The organism is Candidatus Villigracilis proximus, assembly GCF_016717045.1.
In the GTDB taxonomy this organism is placed as follows: Bacteria; Chloroflexota; Anaerolineae; order Anaerolineales; family Villigracilaceae; genus Villigracilis; species Villigracilis proximus.
In genome coordinates, this window is record NZ_JADJUO010000026.1 from 1 (window position 1) to 16,540 (window position 16,540).

At 48.5% G+C, this 16,540-nt stretch carries 21 protein-coding genes and 2 pseudogenes; 11 read left to right on the plus strand and 12 right to left on the minus strand.

Annotation, left to right across the window (positions count from 1 at the left end):
- From IPL71_RS21910 to IPL71_RS21950, 9 genes and pseudogenes are all read right to left on the minus strand, one after another.
- A pseudogene (locus IPL71_RS21910) lies at window positions 1–187 on the minus strand (hypothetical protein); the annotation flags it as partial.
- 292 nt (window positions 188–479) lie between these two features.
- Entirely contained in the window at window positions 480–791 is a 312-nt protein-coding gene (locus IPL71_RS21915; RefSeq protein ID WP_345325343.1) for a hypothetical protein, read from the minus strand.
- Window positions 792–807: 16 nt separating this feature from the next.
- Entirely contained in the window at window positions 808–1,167 is a 360-nt protein-coding gene (locus IPL71_RS21920; RefSeq protein ID WP_514130842.1) for an ATP-binding cassette domain-containing protein, read from the minus strand.
- Window positions 1,168–1,216: 49 nt separating this feature from the next.
- Window positions 1,217–2,059, minus strand: a pseudogene (locus IPL71_RS21925) (ABC transporter transmembrane domain-containing protein).
- Window positions 2,060–2,065: 6 nt separating this feature from the next.
- Complete coding sequence (locus IPL71_RS21930; protein WP_345325346.1) at window positions 2,066–2,311, minus strand: hypothetical protein; 246 nt, start codon at window positions 2,309–2,311, stop codon at window positions 2,066–2,068.
- Window positions 2,312–2,392: 81 nt separating this feature from the next.
- Window positions 2,393–4,213 (minus strand): ABC transporter ATP-binding protein, encoded by a 1,821-nt coding sequence (locus IPL71_RS21935; RefSeq protein ID WP_345325348.1) that lies wholly within the window; start codon window positions 4,211–4,213, stop codon window positions 2,393–2,395.
- Window positions 4,214–4,302: 89 nt separating this feature from the next.
- Window positions 4,303–5,787 (minus strand): acyltransferase family protein, encoded by a 1,485-nt coding sequence (locus IPL71_RS21940; protein ID WP_345325349.1) that lies wholly within the window; start codon window positions 5,785–5,787, stop codon window positions 4,303–4,305.
- Between the two features lie 37 nt (window positions 5,788–5,824).
- A complete protein-coding gene (locus tag IPL71_RS21945) occupies window positions 5,825–6,298 on the minus strand; it encodes a LysM peptidoglycan-binding domain-containing protein (protein WP_345325351.1) in 474 nt (157 codons plus the stop codon).
- Between the two features lie 59 nt (window positions 6,299–6,357).
- Complete coding sequence (locus tag IPL71_RS21950) at window positions 6,358–6,801, minus strand: CAP domain-containing protein (protein ID WP_345325352.1); 444 nt, start codon at window positions 6,799–6,801, stop codon at window positions 6,358–6,360.
- Between the two features lie 81 nt (window positions 6,802–6,882).
- Here IPL71_RS21950 and IPL71_RS21955 point away from each other — a divergent pair, with 81 nt between their 5' ends.
- From IPL71_RS21955 to IPL71_RS22010, 11 genes are all read left to right on the plus strand, one after another.
- A complete protein-coding gene (locus tag IPL71_RS21955) occupies window positions 6,883–8,337 on the plus strand; it encodes a methylenetetrahydrofolate reductase C-terminal domain-containing protein (protein WP_345325354.1) in 1,455 nt (484 codons plus the stop codon).
- A 2-nt stretch (window positions 8,338–8,339) separates the two neighbouring features.
- Entirely contained in the window at window positions 8,340–8,636 is a 297-nt protein-coding gene (locus tag IPL71_RS21960) for a hypothetical protein (RefSeq protein WP_345325356.1), read from the plus strand.
- Window positions 8,637–8,972: 336 nt separating this feature from the next.
- Complete coding sequence (locus IPL71_RS21965; RefSeq protein WP_345325358.1) at window positions 8,973–9,704, plus strand: polysaccharide deacetylase family protein; 732 nt, start codon at window positions 8,973–8,975, stop codon at window positions 9,702–9,704.
- 89 nt (window positions 9,705–9,793) lie between these two features.
- Complete coding sequence (locus IPL71_RS21970) at window positions 9,794–10,015, plus strand: VF530 family protein (RefSeq protein ID WP_345325360.1); 222 nt, start codon at window positions 9,794–9,796, stop codon at window positions 10,013–10,015.
- 133 nt (window positions 10,016–10,148) lie between these two features.
- Window positions 10,149–10,952: a polyphosphate kinase 2 family protein gene (locus IPL71_RS21975; RefSeq protein WP_345325362.1), complete on the plus strand. Its 804-nt coding sequence runs from the start codon at window positions 10,149–10,151 to the stop codon at window positions 10,950–10,952.
- Between the two features lie 90 nt (window positions 10,953–11,042).
- Window positions 11,043–11,708: an SH3 domain-containing C40 family peptidase gene (locus tag IPL71_RS21980; protein WP_345325364.1), complete on the plus strand. Its 666-nt coding sequence runs from the start codon at window positions 11,043–11,045 to the stop codon at window positions 11,706–11,708.
- Window positions 11,709–11,798: 90 nt separating this feature from the next.
- Window positions 11,799–12,629, plus strand: coding sequence for a hypothetical protein (locus IPL71_RS21985; RefSeq protein ID WP_345325366.1), 831 nt, complete (start codon window positions 11,799–11,801; stop codon window positions 12,627–12,629).
- Between the two features lie 15 nt (window positions 12,630–12,644).
- Complete coding sequence (locus IPL71_RS26240; protein ID WP_514130837.1) at window positions 12,645–13,622, plus strand: multidrug resistance efflux transporter family protein; 978 nt, start codon at window positions 12,645–12,647, stop codon at window positions 13,620–13,622.
- A 289-nt stretch (window positions 13,623–13,911) separates the two neighbouring features.
- Window positions 13,912–14,058 carry an RNA methyltransferase gene (locus tag IPL71_RS22000; RefSeq protein ID WP_345325367.1) on the plus strand — a complete coding sequence of 49 codons (147 nt, stop codon included), beginning with the start codon at window positions 13,912–13,914 and terminating at the stop codon, window positions 14,056–14,058.
- 4 nt (window positions 14,059–14,062) lie between these two features.
- The gene (locus IPL71_RS22005) at window positions 14,063–14,350 is read left to right on the plus strand and encodes a TrmH family RNA methyltransferase (RefSeq protein WP_345325368.1); all 288 of its coding nucleotides are present in this window, start codon (window positions 14,063–14,065) and stop codon (window positions 14,348–14,350) included.
- Between the two features lie 168 nt (window positions 14,351–14,518).
- The gene (locus tag IPL71_RS22010; protein WP_345325370.1) at window positions 14,519–15,166 is read left to right on the plus strand and encodes a peptidylprolyl isomerase; all 648 of its coding nucleotides are present in this window, start codon (window positions 14,519–14,521) and stop codon (window positions 15,164–15,166) included.
- A 260-nt stretch (window positions 15,167–15,426) separates the two neighbouring features.
- Here IPL71_RS22010 and IPL71_RS22015 read toward each other — a convergent pair whose 3' ends face one another.
- The 3 genes from IPL71_RS22015 to IPL71_RS22025 form a co-directional block, all read right to left on the minus strand.
- Window positions 15,427–15,777, minus strand: a complete 351-nt coding sequence (locus IPL71_RS22015) for a GNAT family N-acetyltransferase (protein ID WP_345325372.1) — start codon at window positions 15,775–15,777, stop codon at window positions 15,427–15,429.
- A 69-nt stretch (window positions 15,778–15,846) separates the two neighbouring features.
- Entirely contained in the window at window positions 15,847–16,140 is a 294-nt protein-coding gene (locus IPL71_RS22020) for a YgjV family protein (protein ID WP_345325374.1), read from the minus strand.
- Window positions 16,141–16,260: 120 nt separating this feature from the next.
- A complete protein-coding gene (locus IPL71_RS22025) occupies window positions 16,261–16,497 on the minus strand; it encodes a hypothetical protein (protein ID WP_514130838.1) in 237 nt (78 codons plus the stop codon).
- Between the last annotated feature and the right edge of the window lie 43 nt (window positions 16,498–16,540).

The following is a 16,540-nucleotide window of genomic DNA, read 5'->3' on the forward strand; positions in this document are numbered from 1 at the left end:
CGTTATGGATCAAATTCAACAATATCTGCGAAAAGCGGATCGGGTCCGCTTCGATGGTGGGTAAATTCTCGGCAAAGTCATCTTCAAGCGTAATGCCTGATTTGGATTCAACCAATTGATCGGCGATGGTCATCACCCCGTCCAGGATTGCGTAAATATCCACATCCTGCAAATCTGTCAACTCCATGGGCCGGTGACTGTCTCGGCGTAATCCATGAAATCATTCACCTGTCCCACCAGAGGCGCGGAGTGAGGCTTGAATATACTCGATCGGGAGAATCCTTGACCCCGATATAGTCCTCCAACTCCTCGATGCGATACAACGCATTGACATGCTTCTGCACTTCGGCCAGTCCGCCGCGCAGAAAAGTGGATGTTTTATAAAAGGTACTCGCTTTGTTTATTATCGTCTGTCATTTTTTAGCTCCCAAGTTTTAAAAAAGATTACACACTTCAGATACCTCACACACATCGATACATCAGGCAATTCCCAAACCTCGTTCCCTATTCCAAAACCCGTCTTGTATAGCTCGTAATACGATACCCTGCTTCGTCAGCAGCTCACTGTGTTTTCCCTGCTCAATAATTTTACCATCGTGAATCACCACGATCCTATCCGCGCTGGTAATGGTTGACAAACGATGCGCGATGACAAAGGATGTGCGTCCCTTTAACAATTTTATAAGCGCGGCTTGAATCACCTGCTCGGTTTGAATATCCACCGATGATGTGGCTTCGTCCAAAATCAAAATGCGCGGATTCGCCAACAGCGCGCGCGCGAACGAGATCAACCTGTCTGCCCCACGCTCAACAGACGCCGCCTCCCTCCACCCGAAGTATCCTCGTACCATAGCGCAGTCCCAAAATAAACTCGTGCGCGCCCACTGCTTTTGCCGCAGCGAACACATCTGCATCACTGGCATCCAAACGCCCGAACAAAATATTTTCCTTCACCGTTCCGTTAAATAGAAACGGGTCTTGCAGCACCATGCCCATCTGCCGGCGCAGTGATTGCTGAGTCACCGTCCGCAAATCCACACCGTCCACGCGCACACAGCCGTCGGTTGGGTCATGGAAGCGCGTCAACAGCTTCACAATCGTCGTCTTTCCGGCACCCGTCTCACCCACAAAAGCGACAGTCTCACCCGCTTCGACATCCAGATCAATTTGATCGAGGACTAAAGTCGGGTCATCGGAATAATGAAAGGAGACGTTTTCAGATCCGGACTCCGCCGGTAATTGCTTCCCATCTCTTTTGCATTCTCTGCGTCCCGAACTTCGACCTCGGTCTTGAGCAAAGCGAGGATCCGTCTGCCCGCCATTGTGGACTGTAAGGTATCCCGAAGCGGCGGCTGAGATCGCGGATCGGCTCGAAGAAGCGGTCCACATACAATACGAAAGCGATCAACACACCCGGCGTGATCGACTCGCCCAACACAGCCGTCCCGCCGACATAGACCACCACAGCAGTCGCCACCGCGCCGAGCACATCCACTACCGGTGTGTACACCGAAGCCACCTTGGCCGCATCGAGACTGGTCTCATAAAAATAGCGATTAATATAATTCTTGAAATTTAAATAATTATGTTCCTGACGTGAAAAAGCCTGCACCACACGCACACCGTTGATATTTTCAGCCAGAGTCGAGTTTGCCCATGAAACCGCAGCGCACCTTGCGATAATTCTTGCGCGCAATATTTCGAAATGCGATCGTAGCCCAGATCATCAAGGGCAGCACCGCAAAGGTCAGCAGGGACAGTTTAAGATTCAGGTGTCAACATGGCAATGATCCGTACCAACGATTCCAGCAGGTTGCACGATCGCAAGCACCGCCCAGGTGATAAATTCGCGCAATGTGCCCACATCATTAATAACGCGGGTAATGACACGCCCCACGCTGTATCGGTTATAAAATCCCAGCGAAAGTTTTTGCAAATGATTGAACATCGCCGTGCGCACGTCATACAACACATGCTGCCCCACACGAGACATAATCCGCACACGCAGATAATTGATCACCAACTGCACAGCCGATACCGCAAAGAAGATCAGTACGATCTTCTTTTACATCGCCGGATCATTGGCTCTGACTCCATCGTCAATCGCCAGCTTCACAAAATACGGTCCTGAAACCGAAGCCGCCGCAACCAGCACCATAAAGAACAACGCGATCAACATTTGTCCCGTGTAAGGCTTCACGAATTGCAAAAGTCCACGGGCCACTTTGGGATCATAGCCCTTATCAAGAGCTTCTTCTGACTGGGTAATAAAATGTAGGGGAATAATTTTGGTGTCATAAGTTTTAACCACAGATTTACACAGATAAACACTGATGGTCAAAAGTCAATGAAAAAAATCCCTTTTCATCAGTGTTTATCTGTGGACAATTTTTTATGTATTCGACCTTCTCTGCATCAATGTGTTCGCGTGTTCTTCGCGATTCGGGAGCGTACCGGTCAGCGCTTCCATTTCTTCTGAAAAAGTAGCGTGACCCACCAATTGCAGATCGTGGATCTCTTTATACAACCCGCCTTCACGCAGCAACTCATCATGCGTGCCGCGCTGAACAATGCGGCCCTTATCCATCACGAGGATCATATCGGCACGACGCACAGTAGACAGGCGATGCGCGATCACAAACGTGGTACGGCCTTCCATCAACGTATCCAACGCAGACTGGATCAGTTGCTCGGTGTGTGTATCCACACTTGAAAGCGAATCATCCAAAATCAAAATACGTGGATTCATCAACAGCGCGCGCGCAATCGCCACCCGCTGGCGCTGTCCGCCGGAGAGGGTCACGCCGCGCTCACCAACCACCGTCTCATATCCATTTGGAAACCCTTCAATGAACTCATGCGCTTGCGCAGCCTTGGCCGCCGCAACCACGTCTTCAAATGTGGCCTCGGGTCTGCCATAGGCAATATTATTTTTGATCGAGTCAGAAAACAACAGCGAAGTTTGCAGGACAATACCGATCTGTTTTCGCAGCGTCACCAGATCCACTTTACGAACATCCTGTCCATCCACAAATAGAGCGCCTCCACTGACATCATAAAAACGCGGAATGAGATCTACAAGCGACGTCTTTCCCGACCCCGTGGGCCCGATCAATGCGACCAAACGATTCGGCTCGACCTTCAAATTGATTCCGTCCAAGGAGGCTGTTTTTTCGTTTAGATATTTCAGCCCTACCTCGCGAAACTCAACCTCACCGCGCAAAGTATCCAGCTTCACCGCATTCGCAATGGATTGGATCTCAGGCTTCACGTCCAATACTTCAAGCACACGTTGGGCGCCTGCTGCGGCTTCACCGCCCGCATTGACCAGGCCCGTCAACGCCTGCGCGGGTTCGGCCATCATCAAAATATATGCATTGAATGCCACGATGGTGCCGATGGTCAAAATGCCATCCATCACCATTTGTCCGCCGAACCAGAGGATTAACATCGTACTGACCAATGTCAACCAGTTGGTGGTAGGCATGATCTTCGCCCATTCATCGATTACCTTGATCCATGTTTTGAAAACTTTTTTATTTGCCTTCTCAAAACGTTCGATCTCATAGTTTTCACGGGCAAAAGCACGCACCACCTGCACACCGGTCACATTTTCCTGCAAACGATTGGACACATCACCGATCGCGTCATCCACAGCGAAGAACAGGGCGCTGATCTTTGTCCCAAAACTGGAGGTCATAATGATGAGCGGAATGATCGGCAGCAGGGAAATAATCGCCAGAGTGGGATTGACCGAGAACATCACCAGCAAAATACCCACTGACAGAAATACAAAACGCACAAGTTCGGCGATAGATGAGCCTGCAAATTTTTCGATCGAGCGCACATCTTCAATGCAACGCGAGATGAGTTGTCCGCTTTGGATGTGGTCGTGATAAGTGAACGGCAAATTTTGAATGTGGTCATACATGCGGTTGCGCAGATCATAACCAACGGCCACAGCGATCCATTCGGAAATGTAACGGTGAAGCAGATTCAGTATCGCCGAACCAAGCCCGAGCGCAAATAAAAGAAACGCGGAACGGATCAGGTTATTTGTCTGCCCGCCGACCAGTCCGTCATCAATCACAGACTGGATAATGCGCGGCACAAGCAGGTTGAGGCCGGTCAACGTCAACAACATTACAAGTGAAAGAATCACCTGCCCCGTATAGGGTTTAAGAAAGGTGGAAATACGAAGTAGATTTTTCATAATTTATTATGGAGAGAGAACAAAGGGCACCCTTGAGGATACCACAAACAAAAAAGTGGTCACCTCAAAAGATGACCACTTTTGATCTTTTAAACTGATGACAGCTCGTTCTTATAAATTCCAAAAAAACGAAAAACGTATCGGATTCCCAAAGACAGGCCAAGAGTTAACGCCCAGTCCAAAGCGAAGACACTGCGCGGAAAATTCTCAAACCGACCAAGGGAATACCCTACAAGAATGATCCCGGCTACAACGACCGACCCGACCGTGACTGAGATCAGCACAGGACGCACAAACTGTATCAATGTGCCGTACAGTGTCTCAGGACGAAGCGCTTTGAATGCAACAGAGAAAACCGTACGCAAAATAAACGCAGACCAAAACATCATCAAAGCGGTTGAACGGTATGATTCAAATTCACGTCTCACATCAAAACGCAGCCGATAGGAAAGATAAACAGAAAGCGCGATGATCGCGAGATCAAGAACCAACAGCGGCATACTGATATGCTCTAAAATTTTCTTGAGCCAATTTCGCAGCGGACGATCCACATAAAAATGAGCCAACAGTCCCACAGAAATCATCAACGGCAAATAAGTGTAATCCAATACAAGTTGCGGATCGGCAAGAGATGAAGTCTCCAGCGCGCGGATGTAGATCCAGGTCACCGGCACATGCAAAATATACAACGCAAAAGAGGTCTCACCCAGGGTGACCAAAACAGGATGGGAAAATATTTTTGAGAGCCGTGTTTTGTCCAGAGCAAGCGCGACAATGATGAGCGTGAAGATCGGCGCAAGAAGCCCCGACATGGGCTGAAGATCATGCGGCAATTGCGTGAACACGGTGCTTATGATCGTATAACCTGCTGCAAATAAAACACCCGCGGCCAAAACCAACGAATTCGTTACGGGCTTGATCTCCTGTGTCTGCCCCACGCGCATATACCAAATGCCGCCAACCACGCCGGTGATAAAGGAATTCAAATGAAAGAGCGGGAAGTACACGATAAATAATTCCTGCTCGGGGAAGTAACCGATCCACAGCACATAAGAGATCAACTGGCTCACTGTCCACAAAATCAGTGAAACAGTGATTAACTTCTTTGTAGACTGCCGGTATGACCACAAAATAAAAAATGGAAAGACCGCGTAGAAAAAAAATTCGACCGTCATCGACCAGGACGCATAATTAAATGACTGGGCATATTTTGGGATCCAGGCTTGAATCACAAAAATATTCGCCAGTATCTTCTGCGGTTTGATGCGCGAAATATCAAAGTAGTAATACCAGACCATCAAAAAAGAAACGATGTACAGCGGGTAAATGCGGAGGAAGCGGGCTGTCCAATAGCTGCGAATATCAAATTTTTGCGCAGGGCGATAATAAACCAGTACCATGACAAAACCTGAAAGCACATACAGAAAACTGACTGCAGTTGGAGCCGCATGCAATAATGGAGAAAGAGGAAATATATCAAATGACCGTAAATAAATACCACCTGCTCCATGATAGAACAATACCATCAGCAATGCAATAAAGCGCGTAAATGTCAATTGATCGAGTCTTTTCATATTCGTCCTTGTAAACAGATGTTGTGAGCAGGTGATTTTAATTCAATTCTTCAGGTTTCTTTTTACCCAGCCAGGCACCAATACCTGCCGCCAGCAGCGCAGCCAAAATAATGCCTCCCACCACCCTGACCCCGCTTTGAGGTGAAGTAGGTGCTGCAGGCAAGGGCGTGGCCGTGGAAGTAATCGTCGGGGTGACGGGGCGGGTGGCTGTCGAAGTAGGAATCCCAAAAGTGGCAGTGGCAATGATTTCTGGTGTGGCTGTTTTTATTTCAGCTTTCTTAACAACAAGAGTCTGTCCGATAAATATCTCGTCGGTGGCGAGGCCGTTTAAGAGTTTCAACTGCTCAATGGTGATGTCGTAGGCAAGCGCTATACTCCACAGCCCTTCGTCTTTTTGCACCTGATGATAAACCGTTCCATCTTCCAGTGGAGTATTGATCACAACCAACGCAGCCGGAGTGCCTGATGTCTCCGTTGGAGTGGAAGGCGTAATGCCTATCGCACCTTTCACAGATGCGCCTGCATCAAGCACGTAATAAGTAACTCAATCTACAACGGCGATCCCCACCCCTACATCTTCAAACTTTGGCAAGACCATCGCTTTAAATTATCAGCATCTTCCTCCCACATGCTGACAATTTCCACGGCGGTTAAGTCTGTGCCTGATGCAATAATCTCAGCGAACGAACCACCTTGCAGCAGGTCTCCTGCAACTGGATAGCCCGCGACAATCGCGCGCTGAAACGGACGTTTACCATCTGCACTGAAATGCGTAACCACACCGGTGCTTGCAATATAGTCCGCGTGGAATTGGGCAACAGACATTAACACGGCATTCACTTGATAGGGCGGTAGATTATTTGAGGCGCGCAGCGTGTTCACTTCTGCGATCACATCAAGGGCTGAGAGATTGGGAGAAAACTGCACAGGGTAGGCACCCACCTGTTCGGACGGAATCAGGTTCACGGTCAAAAAAAGAAGCGGGGTTAACATCCAAAAAAGAAAACGTTTCATATGGGACAAAATTATACCTTCTCAAAAATTTGAAGTCGGGTGTAAAATTATATATTATATATAATCCTGAGGAGACACCCCATGTCCGTCTTTACTCCAGGTCGTCGTTTTCAACCGCCGTTCATGCCGTTCAAGCGAGTTCCCTTTAAGAAGCGCGTGCTTGCGAAAATTGAGATCGCGATCAAAGGGCCGCTCTTTGGATGCCGTATGTGTGGGAATTGCCTCTTGCAGGAAACCGCTTTTATTTGCCCGATGGAATGTCCGAAGGGTTTGCGAAATGGGCCGTGCGGCGGCTCGACACCTGAAAAATGTTACGTGGATGAATCGCGCCCTTGTATTTGGTATAAAATTTATGAGCGGTCATTTCAACTTGGGCGCGAGGCTTTGCTGCTTGAGGTGCTGCCTCCATTGGATTGGAATAAAACGGGGACGGATGCGTGGAGTGATGTTTTTATTCAAGCAAAAAATATTGGCGTGACGAATATCATCTCGGGTCTTACCAAACGGGAAGCTGGTTCTGCTTCCAATACGCTTGACTCTATCTTTCGGCCTGTTCGTCAACCCGATTGGTGGCAGGGTGACTCGCTGTATCACGCGCCGAAATATACACAACCCGTCTCTGAACTCGAACGCAGACTCAAGGCTGGCAAGTTTGTTGTGGCGGCTGAGATCGCGCCGCCCGCATCGATGAATACTGATAAATTAAATCAAAACATTGAAATGCTTAAGCCGTATGTGACCTCGCTTAATTTTACAGACAGTCCATCGGCCATTCCACGTATGTCTTCATGGGCATGCAGTAAATTTGCGCTTGATCTTGGCGCCGACCCGGTGATGCAGATCGCAGCCCGTGACCGCACACGTGTGGGATTGCAATCGGAAGTGATGGGCGCAGCAGCACTGGGTGTGCGAAACATGCTTTGCCTGACCGGTGACAGCATGGTGCTCGGTCCCGCCCCACACGGACGGATGGACATCGTTGACCTCGATGGAATCCAAATGCTGTGGATCTTGCGGCGCATGCGCGATGAAGGGAAATATCTTGACGGGCGTGAGATCAAGACTCCCCCGCAATACTTCCTCGGCGCAGCGGCTTCTCCATTTGCATCTAATATGAAATTTCAGGCATTGCGCGAAGAGAAAAAGGTTAACGCGGGGGCGCAGTTCTTCCAAACCAATGTGGTGCTCGATGCAGAAGCACTGAACGAATGGCTGAATGAAATTTCCAAACGGAATATTCTGAATAAGGTGTACATCATGATCGGAATCACTCCGCTGAAAAGTTACAAAACCGCCGCATACATGAACAGCAAAATTCCGGGTGTCTTTGTGCCTGAAAAAATCCTCAAACGCATGGAAATTGCCAAGGAAAAAGGCAATGAGCAAGAAGAGGGTGTGCAGATCACGCTTGAACTGATCGAAAAGATCAAGGTCAAGCAGGGCGTGCATGGAATTCATCTAATGGCGGTCGGCTGGGAAGAAGTCGTGCCGAGGATCGTAAAGGAAGCCGGGCTGGAAAAACGGGAAACCCTATAAATATGGCTGCATCTGTTTTTGAAAAGTTGAAAGAGATCTACCCCACAGTGATCGGCATGATGCCGAACGACAGATTTAATTCACATGAGTTCATGCTTGTGCTGGTGCGTGAGCATCAGGAATTATATGTACAGGCTCTGCTCGAACAAAATCAAAGCGACCAGCCTTCGCAGGTAGTGGCTGAAAAAATCGCCAGCGGACTAAAAGAACGCACCGATCTGGTAACACACATTGGAAGTGAACCGATCGAGAACGTCTTTGAGCAGACATATCATTTTGATATATGGCAAAAAGTTTGACCGTAAAGAAGATAGATAATATCCTACGCAAACATTCCTTTCAATTCCTCCCGCCTGAAATAAAAAGAACAACCCCGGTCAACTGAGTTGACCGGGGGTTGTGTATTACAATTTACTTCTTTGGTGGTTTTGGCTTCTCTTGCTTCTTCTTCTTCTTTTCTTTGTTTTTACCCTGTTCTTTGTTTGCCATATTTAGCTCCTTTCCAAAAGCCAACAGAGTTGATTTTTGGCTGAAAATTTAGGCCTTTGCCGAAAATACAATTCAGGCAACGATTTAACTTAATCCGACAACGCAAATTATATCATCCACAGATGGGTGTAGTAGGAATATAAAAAATGAAACTAAAAATACTTTCCATGCTCTTGATCGTATTCTTCATCGCGGCCTGCACAGCGAACATGCCCGCTCCAACGCTCACGCCTTCACCTTCTCCAAGCCCCATCCCAACCGATACACCCGTCCCTACATCCACGCCGATCCCAACCCCGACACAACTGCCGGCTGTGCTCATCACCAGCGGAGACTGGGTCAGCCCGTATGTGGCGCTGACCTTTGACATGTGTCAGGATCCACTATATCCAGCAGGTTTTGATGCGGCGGTTGTGGACGTGCTTCAACGCTATGGAGTATCCGCCACGTTTTTTATGGGCGGCGACTGGATGCGCACCCATCCCGAAGAAACCAAATTGCTGGCGGTAAATCCCAAATTTGAATTGGGCAATCACTCATGGAGCCACGCCGACTTTACTCAATTGAGTGAGGAACAGATCGGCCTGGAGATCGAGATGACCGAGGATATGCTCTTCCAGATCACAGGCAAACGCTCACACCTTTTCCGGCTTCCCTCCGGCCTGTATAATGAAAAACTTTACAAATCATTGCAGCACATGGGCTTTACACCATCCAATGGGACTCTGTCTCCGGCGACCCGGACCCGAATTTTGACGCCGCCACCATTCTGGCCGAGGTGCAACGTACAGCGCGGAAAGGTTCCATTATCATCATGCACGGCAACGGGAGAGGCTGGCACACCGCCGAAGCCCTGCCGCTTATCATTGACTATCTAACCGCCAAAGGGTACACACTGGTGACAGTATCTCAATTACTCGGGCTGGAGCCCTTGCCGCCCGCACAATAAACAAAAGGCCAATCTAATATGACCAACGAACAACCCAACAATGCGCTGCACGGTATTACACTTGAAATGATCCTGAACCATCTGGTTGAAAAATACGGCTGGGATGAATTGGGCAGACGGATTGCGATCAAATGCTTTACCAATGACCCCAGCATTAAATCAAGTTTAAAATTTTTGAGAAAGACTCCCTGGGCCAGAAAAAAAGTGGAAGACCTATATTTAAACTCAATCTCTGAATAAGTCGGAGCGCGGACTTCAGTCCGCGATTTTGGCTGAAGAAGCGGACTAAAGTCCGCAGTCCATTTTTTTATGCGCAAGGTCAGTTATTTAATCGTTTCACATTTATCTTCAATTCATTAAAAGGAATCTATTCATGAAACAGCATATCGTAAAACCCGGCTCGAAGATCAAACTCTCTGAATGGGACCCGAACAACACGGGCAATTTCAAAGGCGGCAAAGAGGAAGGATTGGTAGAGATCGCAAAATTAAATGCAAAACTAAGTGAACTGCAGGAAGTGTTGTACGCCGAGCACAAGCATAAGGTACTGGTCGTGTTACAGGCGATGGATACAGGCGGAAAGGACGGAGCGATCCGCCGTGTCTTCTCGGGCATTAATCCGCAGGGAGTGCGGATCGCCAACTTCAAGGCGCCGACCGCCGAGGAGTTGGATCATGATTATTTATGGCGTGTTCATAAAATGACTCCCGGCAAAGGCGAGATCACGGTCTTTAATCGCAGTCATTATGAAGATGTGCTGGTAGTGCGTGTGCATAATATTGTTCCGCTTGAAGTGGTTGAAAAACGCTACGACCAGATCAATGCCTTTGAAAAACATCTGGCCGATAATGGGACAACCATCCTGAAATTCTATTTACACATCGACAAAGACGAACAAAAAGAACGCCTGCAAGCGCGGTTCGACGACCCCAGCAAACACTGGAAATTCCGCCTTGGTGACCTGCAAGAACGAAAACTCTGGCCTGAGTACATGAAAGCCTTTGAAGATGTATTAAGCAAAACCAGCACAGAGCACGCCCCGTGGACCATCGTCCCGGCCAACCGCAAATGGTACAGAGACCTTGTCATTTGCACCATGCTGGTCAAGACTCTCGAAGATCTTAAGATGAGCTACCCTACATCAGACGAAGACCTGACCGGCGTTGTCGTAGAATAAAAAAGTTGATTGCACGCAGGCTTTGTGCAATAATATAAATCAGAAACTGATTTGACGTTTCCACATCCGCAAGTACAGGAGGATAAGGTTATGTCTCAGGAATGTGAAAAATATCGCGTCTCAGTCAACTCGTTGAATATCCGCGAGGCACCAACCACCGCATCTGCAGTTCTTGGCAGACTGGTCAAAAGTGACGTTGTTGAAAAGCTCGCCGAATCTGAAGACGGCCAGTGGATCAGGATCAACGTCAACGGTGTGGAAGGCTGGTCTTCGAGAAAGTTCATGTCGAAGGTGCCGTATATTCCCGGTCCCGATGAAGATTTTTCATGGATGGCAGTTGCGGAGCAGGAGATCGGCGTAGGCGAAACGCCGGGACATGAGAGTAACCCACGGGTTGTGGAATATCTGCACGCCACGACCAACTTGAGCGAACTAAACATGTCGAACGATGCGGTTTCGTGGTGCTCGGCCTTTGTGAATTGGTGCCTCAAACAGACCGGCTATGAACGCACAAAGAATGCGCTGGCAAGATCATGGCTCGACTGGGGCGAGAAAATTGACACCCCGCGCCGTGGATGCATTGTCATCTTTTCACGTGATGAAGGGCTTGGTCATGTTGCATTTTATCTGGATGAAACAGAAACAGAGATCAGGGTGCTCGGCGGAAATCAACTAAACCCCGAAACGAACAACTACGAAGTCTGCATCAAATCGTATCCGAAATCCAAACTGCTTGGGTATCGCATTCCAAAGTAAAATAAATACATAAACAACAACGTGCGCAAGATCAACTCACCTTGAACAAAAAACTTCAGGTGAGCTGATTATGTTTTACAGGAGAAAATCATGAGTGCAACAGAACAAACGAAAACTGGTAATTTATCGGTATTATTGCGCGCGCTGACATGGGTTGAGGTGCTTGTTCTGATCCTCGCTGGAGGCGGACTTTTCTTTTTCCCTAAATTGGCCGCTGAACAATGGCCGTGGATCATTGCGCCCTTTAACGGAAGATTCGTCGGTGCGGTGTATTTGGGCTCATTTGTATCTGCCGCCTTGATGGCCTTTCACGGACGCTGGTCACCGGGGCGGATTGTGCTGCCCATGATCTTTACCTTCACCAGTATCGTGCTCGCAGTGTCCCTGCTCAACCTCGATAAATTTGACTTTCAAAGATGGCAGCCCTGGGTTTGGTTTCTGCTTTACGCCGCACTGCCGCTCAACAGCATTTATCACATGTGGCTGTATCGAAATCGTCAGCCCGTAGATGCGCACGATACGCCAAAAAACTGGGAAACCTTTCTACTCGCATTAACCGCCTTTCTCGTGCTGTACGGCGCCGCATTATTGATCGTCCCTGCGGCTGCCTCTGCATTCTGGCCCTGGCCGATCGATATTTTTCATGGGCAAATGTACAGCGTGGTCTTTATCACCTCGGCCGTTGGATGTTACCTGATCGCCCGCCGCGCCTCCGCACTGGAATGGAAAACCCTCGGTCTGACTTTACTTGTCATTTGTGCCTGCTCCATCATCGGGCTTTTTCTTGTGGACGCAGTCGTGCCGCCCGAAAAGAAAGTCAATTGGGCATTATCAGGCACATGGGCATGGACTGCATTAATGACTCTGATCGGCGGAGCGGGTGCAGCCATGCTCTACTACGCCAATAAACTACAAAAATAATATCTGGAGCGCAACATGGGTCGTCTGATTTCACTGGGAATATTATCAGCCTTATTTTTCAGCAGCACATTTGTCTTAAACCGCGCCATGAGTCTGGCCGGCGGGCACTGGGCGTGGACGGCCAGTCTGCGTTTTGGGTACATGCTGATCTTTCTTGTCTTGATCCTTCTGATTACACAAGGCAAAAAATCATTGGTAGATGTAAAAAATATTTTTATCAAACACTGGTTCTTCTGGATACTTTCAGGCAGCATTGGCTTCGGCATCTTTTACTCGCTGATCACATTTAGCTCCATGTATGCCGAAGGCTGGATCGTAGCCACCACCTGGCAGACCACCATCCTCGCCACGCCGATTGTGCTGGCCTTCTTTGGCAGAAAGGTCCCAACCAGAGGATTGCTATTCACAGCCGTGATCTTCGCCGGCATTGTACTGGTCAACATTGAACATGCCAGCGCCACAAATCTGCGCGGACTTTTGTTCAGCGCCCTGCCGGTCTTGATCGCCGCCTTTGCCTATCCCATCGGCAATCAACTGGTATGGGAAGCGAGACTCGGCGAAAGCAAACGTATTCCGCATATCGAGCATCCCATTTTGGAAAATGGCTTCGCCCGCGTCTTACTCTTAACCGTTGGCTCGCTCCCGTTTTGGGGGCTGCTTCTCCTGTTTACATCTCCCCCGCCCCGCCAGTGGACAGTTTCTGAGTACGGCGCTGGTCGCCCTGCTCTCAGGCGTGATCGCTACAACGATATTTCTCTACGCCCGTCATTTAGCCAAACAACCCTACGAGATCGCCGCCGTCGACGCGACTCAATCGATGGAAGTTGTCTTTTCGTTGATCGGCGAGATCGCATTCTTAAATGGCGCACTGCCCGGCACACTTGGCCTGGTCGGCGTGGCGTTGACGATGATCGGTCTGGTGGCGTACATGGTGATGCAAACCAGGTCATAGCGGAGTCCAATGTTTGGGTTGGGCTGGCAGGCTTCAGTTAAGTGTGATGCGAAAATGTTTGAGATGAGTAAATATTTCTTAAGTTGAGTTCTGTTCGAGTGTTGAATCAATTTTGAGAGTCGAAATCCAATAGGTATAATTACCTGATGAGCAGTATATTTGAAATTCGTATTTGTGAAAGTTGCGGCCTGCGTTATCCTTTGACCGAGGGACATTCCTTTGGAGTACGTTGTCCGGTTTGTTTGGGTATGACAAATGTGGTGATGAAAAAACAAATGGGAGCCGAAACATTTTGAAGGAAGAAAGAAAAAGAAGAAAGAAATAAAAGCGGTGCTATTGGATAACATCCGCTCGGCGTGGAATGTGGGTTCGATCCTGCGCTCGGCAGACGGGCTTGGGTTTTCGCATACGTTTCTATGCGGCATTACGCCAACCCCCGAAGTAGACGCGGTAAAAAACCGCACTCGGCGCGGATGAATTCGTGACGTGGTCATATCACAAGGATGCGGTGACTTTGGTAAAGGGGTTAAAAAAAGAAGGCTGGATGATTTGGGCGCTTGAGGAAGATGAAAGATCAATACCATTGTCAAAAGGCGGAAAGCAAAAAGCAGAAAAAACCGTATTGATCGCCGGCAGTGAAGTAACCGGTGTTGACCCCGAACTGCTTGATCTGTGCGATAAGATTTTCTACATCCCGATGCTGGGTGGAAAAAAATCTTTCAATGTTTCGGTGGCCTTTGGAGTGGCTGGATTTGTGTTATCTTCATAAGAAGCCTGTTAGCCACCAAAGTCACAAAGGAATACGAAGGAAATGCTTAATCATTGAACGTGCAAAATTTGCACGGCGTGACATAAAAATATTTCGAGGAGAATCTGGAATGAATAAAAGATATTTTGTATTATTGGCGGTCAGCGCTTTGATCGCCGGCACACTGGCTTGTTCACTTACCCCGCGCAAGAAACAACTCCGCCGCCCGAAGTAGGGACGATCCCGGAAGTAACAGAACCTGCCGCTGGAGCTGCCGTTCAACCCGCGGATAGCTCAGCTGCCTGCGCTGTGTTTGATTCGATCTCTGCTTCAAGCCAATATAATTCAGCACCTGAGATGTTGATTGACACATCAGCCAAATATTTTGCGACATTCAAAATGCAAAAAGGCGGCGAGTTTGTAATTGAGCTGTATGCCGATAAATCCCCGATCACAGTGAATAGTTTTGTGTTCCTGTCTTGTAAGGAATTTTTCAACGGCGTGACCTTTCACCGCGTACTTGAAGGATTCATGGCACAAGGCGGTGACCCAACCGGCTCCGGCATGGGCGGCCCCGGCTATGAGTTTGTGAACGAGAACAGTGACTTAACTTTTGACAAGGCCGGAATCATCGCCATGGCAAACGCCGGCCCCAACACAAATGGAAGTCAGTTCTTCATCACCTTTGGGTCTGCTGAATTCCTGAATGGCGGATACACCATCTTCGGTCAGGTCATCAGCGGCATGGACGTGGTCAATGCCATCACATTGCGCGACCCAGATCAAAATCCGTCCTTTACGGGAGATGTGATCGAGAGCGTTACGATCACGCAATAAAGAGTAGTAAGTGGGGGGCGCCCCCCCCCCCCCCGCAGAGCCGCACAGCCCCCTCTTCACGGTTCTCTTTTCACTTGTACCTTGGAAATATTTTGACCACGGATTACAGAATGAGGAAAGCATATCAAACCATTTTTGGGGGGGGGGGGTCGAATTCCACCCAGATTCCCAAGTGGTGATCGTGGAATCGGATGCGTAACTTTGACCATCTCAAGCAGACTGCGGATATCCCAGGCCTGAGTCATCTCCGTCACCCTGGGTCAGGCTGTCGCCGGGCCACGGAGGGAACTGGGCTCCCACGGGTTGGCAGCACAAATCAACAACATTCTCTTCATCGTTACAACTCCATTTTTTGGCTGGACGGCGCGATAGTAGTTGCCGTTTTCCAGCTGAAACCCCATGCGCCGCAAATAAGATTCGTGACGCGGATTGCCAGGTTCGGAAACAAGGCGTTTGATGCCCTGTGATTGAAAATAATCTGCGCTTTCTTCGAACAAAAATTTCCCCGCACGAAAATCGCGATAACCGGGGATCACAAAATCGAGGAACACATCAGCCTGATCGCCTTTGGGACGGACGATCAAAAGTCCAGCCGGGACCATGTTGCGCAATACAAAAACCGCGAGTTGATCTTCCTGCGGTTTAAATAGATAACTTGGAAAGAACTCTACAATTTCCTATTATAAAAAATCAACAAAGTTCTTCAAATACGGGCTATTGTATTTCACTTCCATTAATTTGAAATAATCTTTTTGATTCAGCATTCGCATTAAAAAATAAATATTTACGCCCACGATCAAAGCATTCAATAAAGCCACCGGCACCGCGCCGATCAACACGCCGTAAATGGTGAAGAACAGAGCGCCGATCAAATTAATAATGCGCAGTTTCAACAAAGATTTCATCATCAGCGAGATCGCAACCAGCACTGAGCCCGCATAACCGATCAATTCAAACACAAAAGACATTTCCATTTTTTACCTTTTTCGTTAAGTTGTAGAAAATTCACCATGATGAACGGGGATGAACAGAGATTTTTTTATTTCTGTTTAGATTGTGTCCGTATGGGTATCACCGGTGAAATTTTATTTTTCTTATTTTAATCTCTTTGCCATCAACACCAGCGGATGCTCCGCCTGAATCCCTGCGCCCTGCCTGATCTGCAATCTGCAAGCCGAGCCGGTAGACACAACTTCACGATTTGCAATTTGCGCCTCGCGCACTTTGGGCAGAACCCCCAACTCCCCTATTTGCATCGAAAGTTCGTAATGCTCCGCATCATATCCAAACGTACCGGCCATGCCGCAACAGCCCGCATCGATCACGTCCACTTCAAAACCAAATTTGCGCAGTAACTCAGCAGTGGCGGCAGTG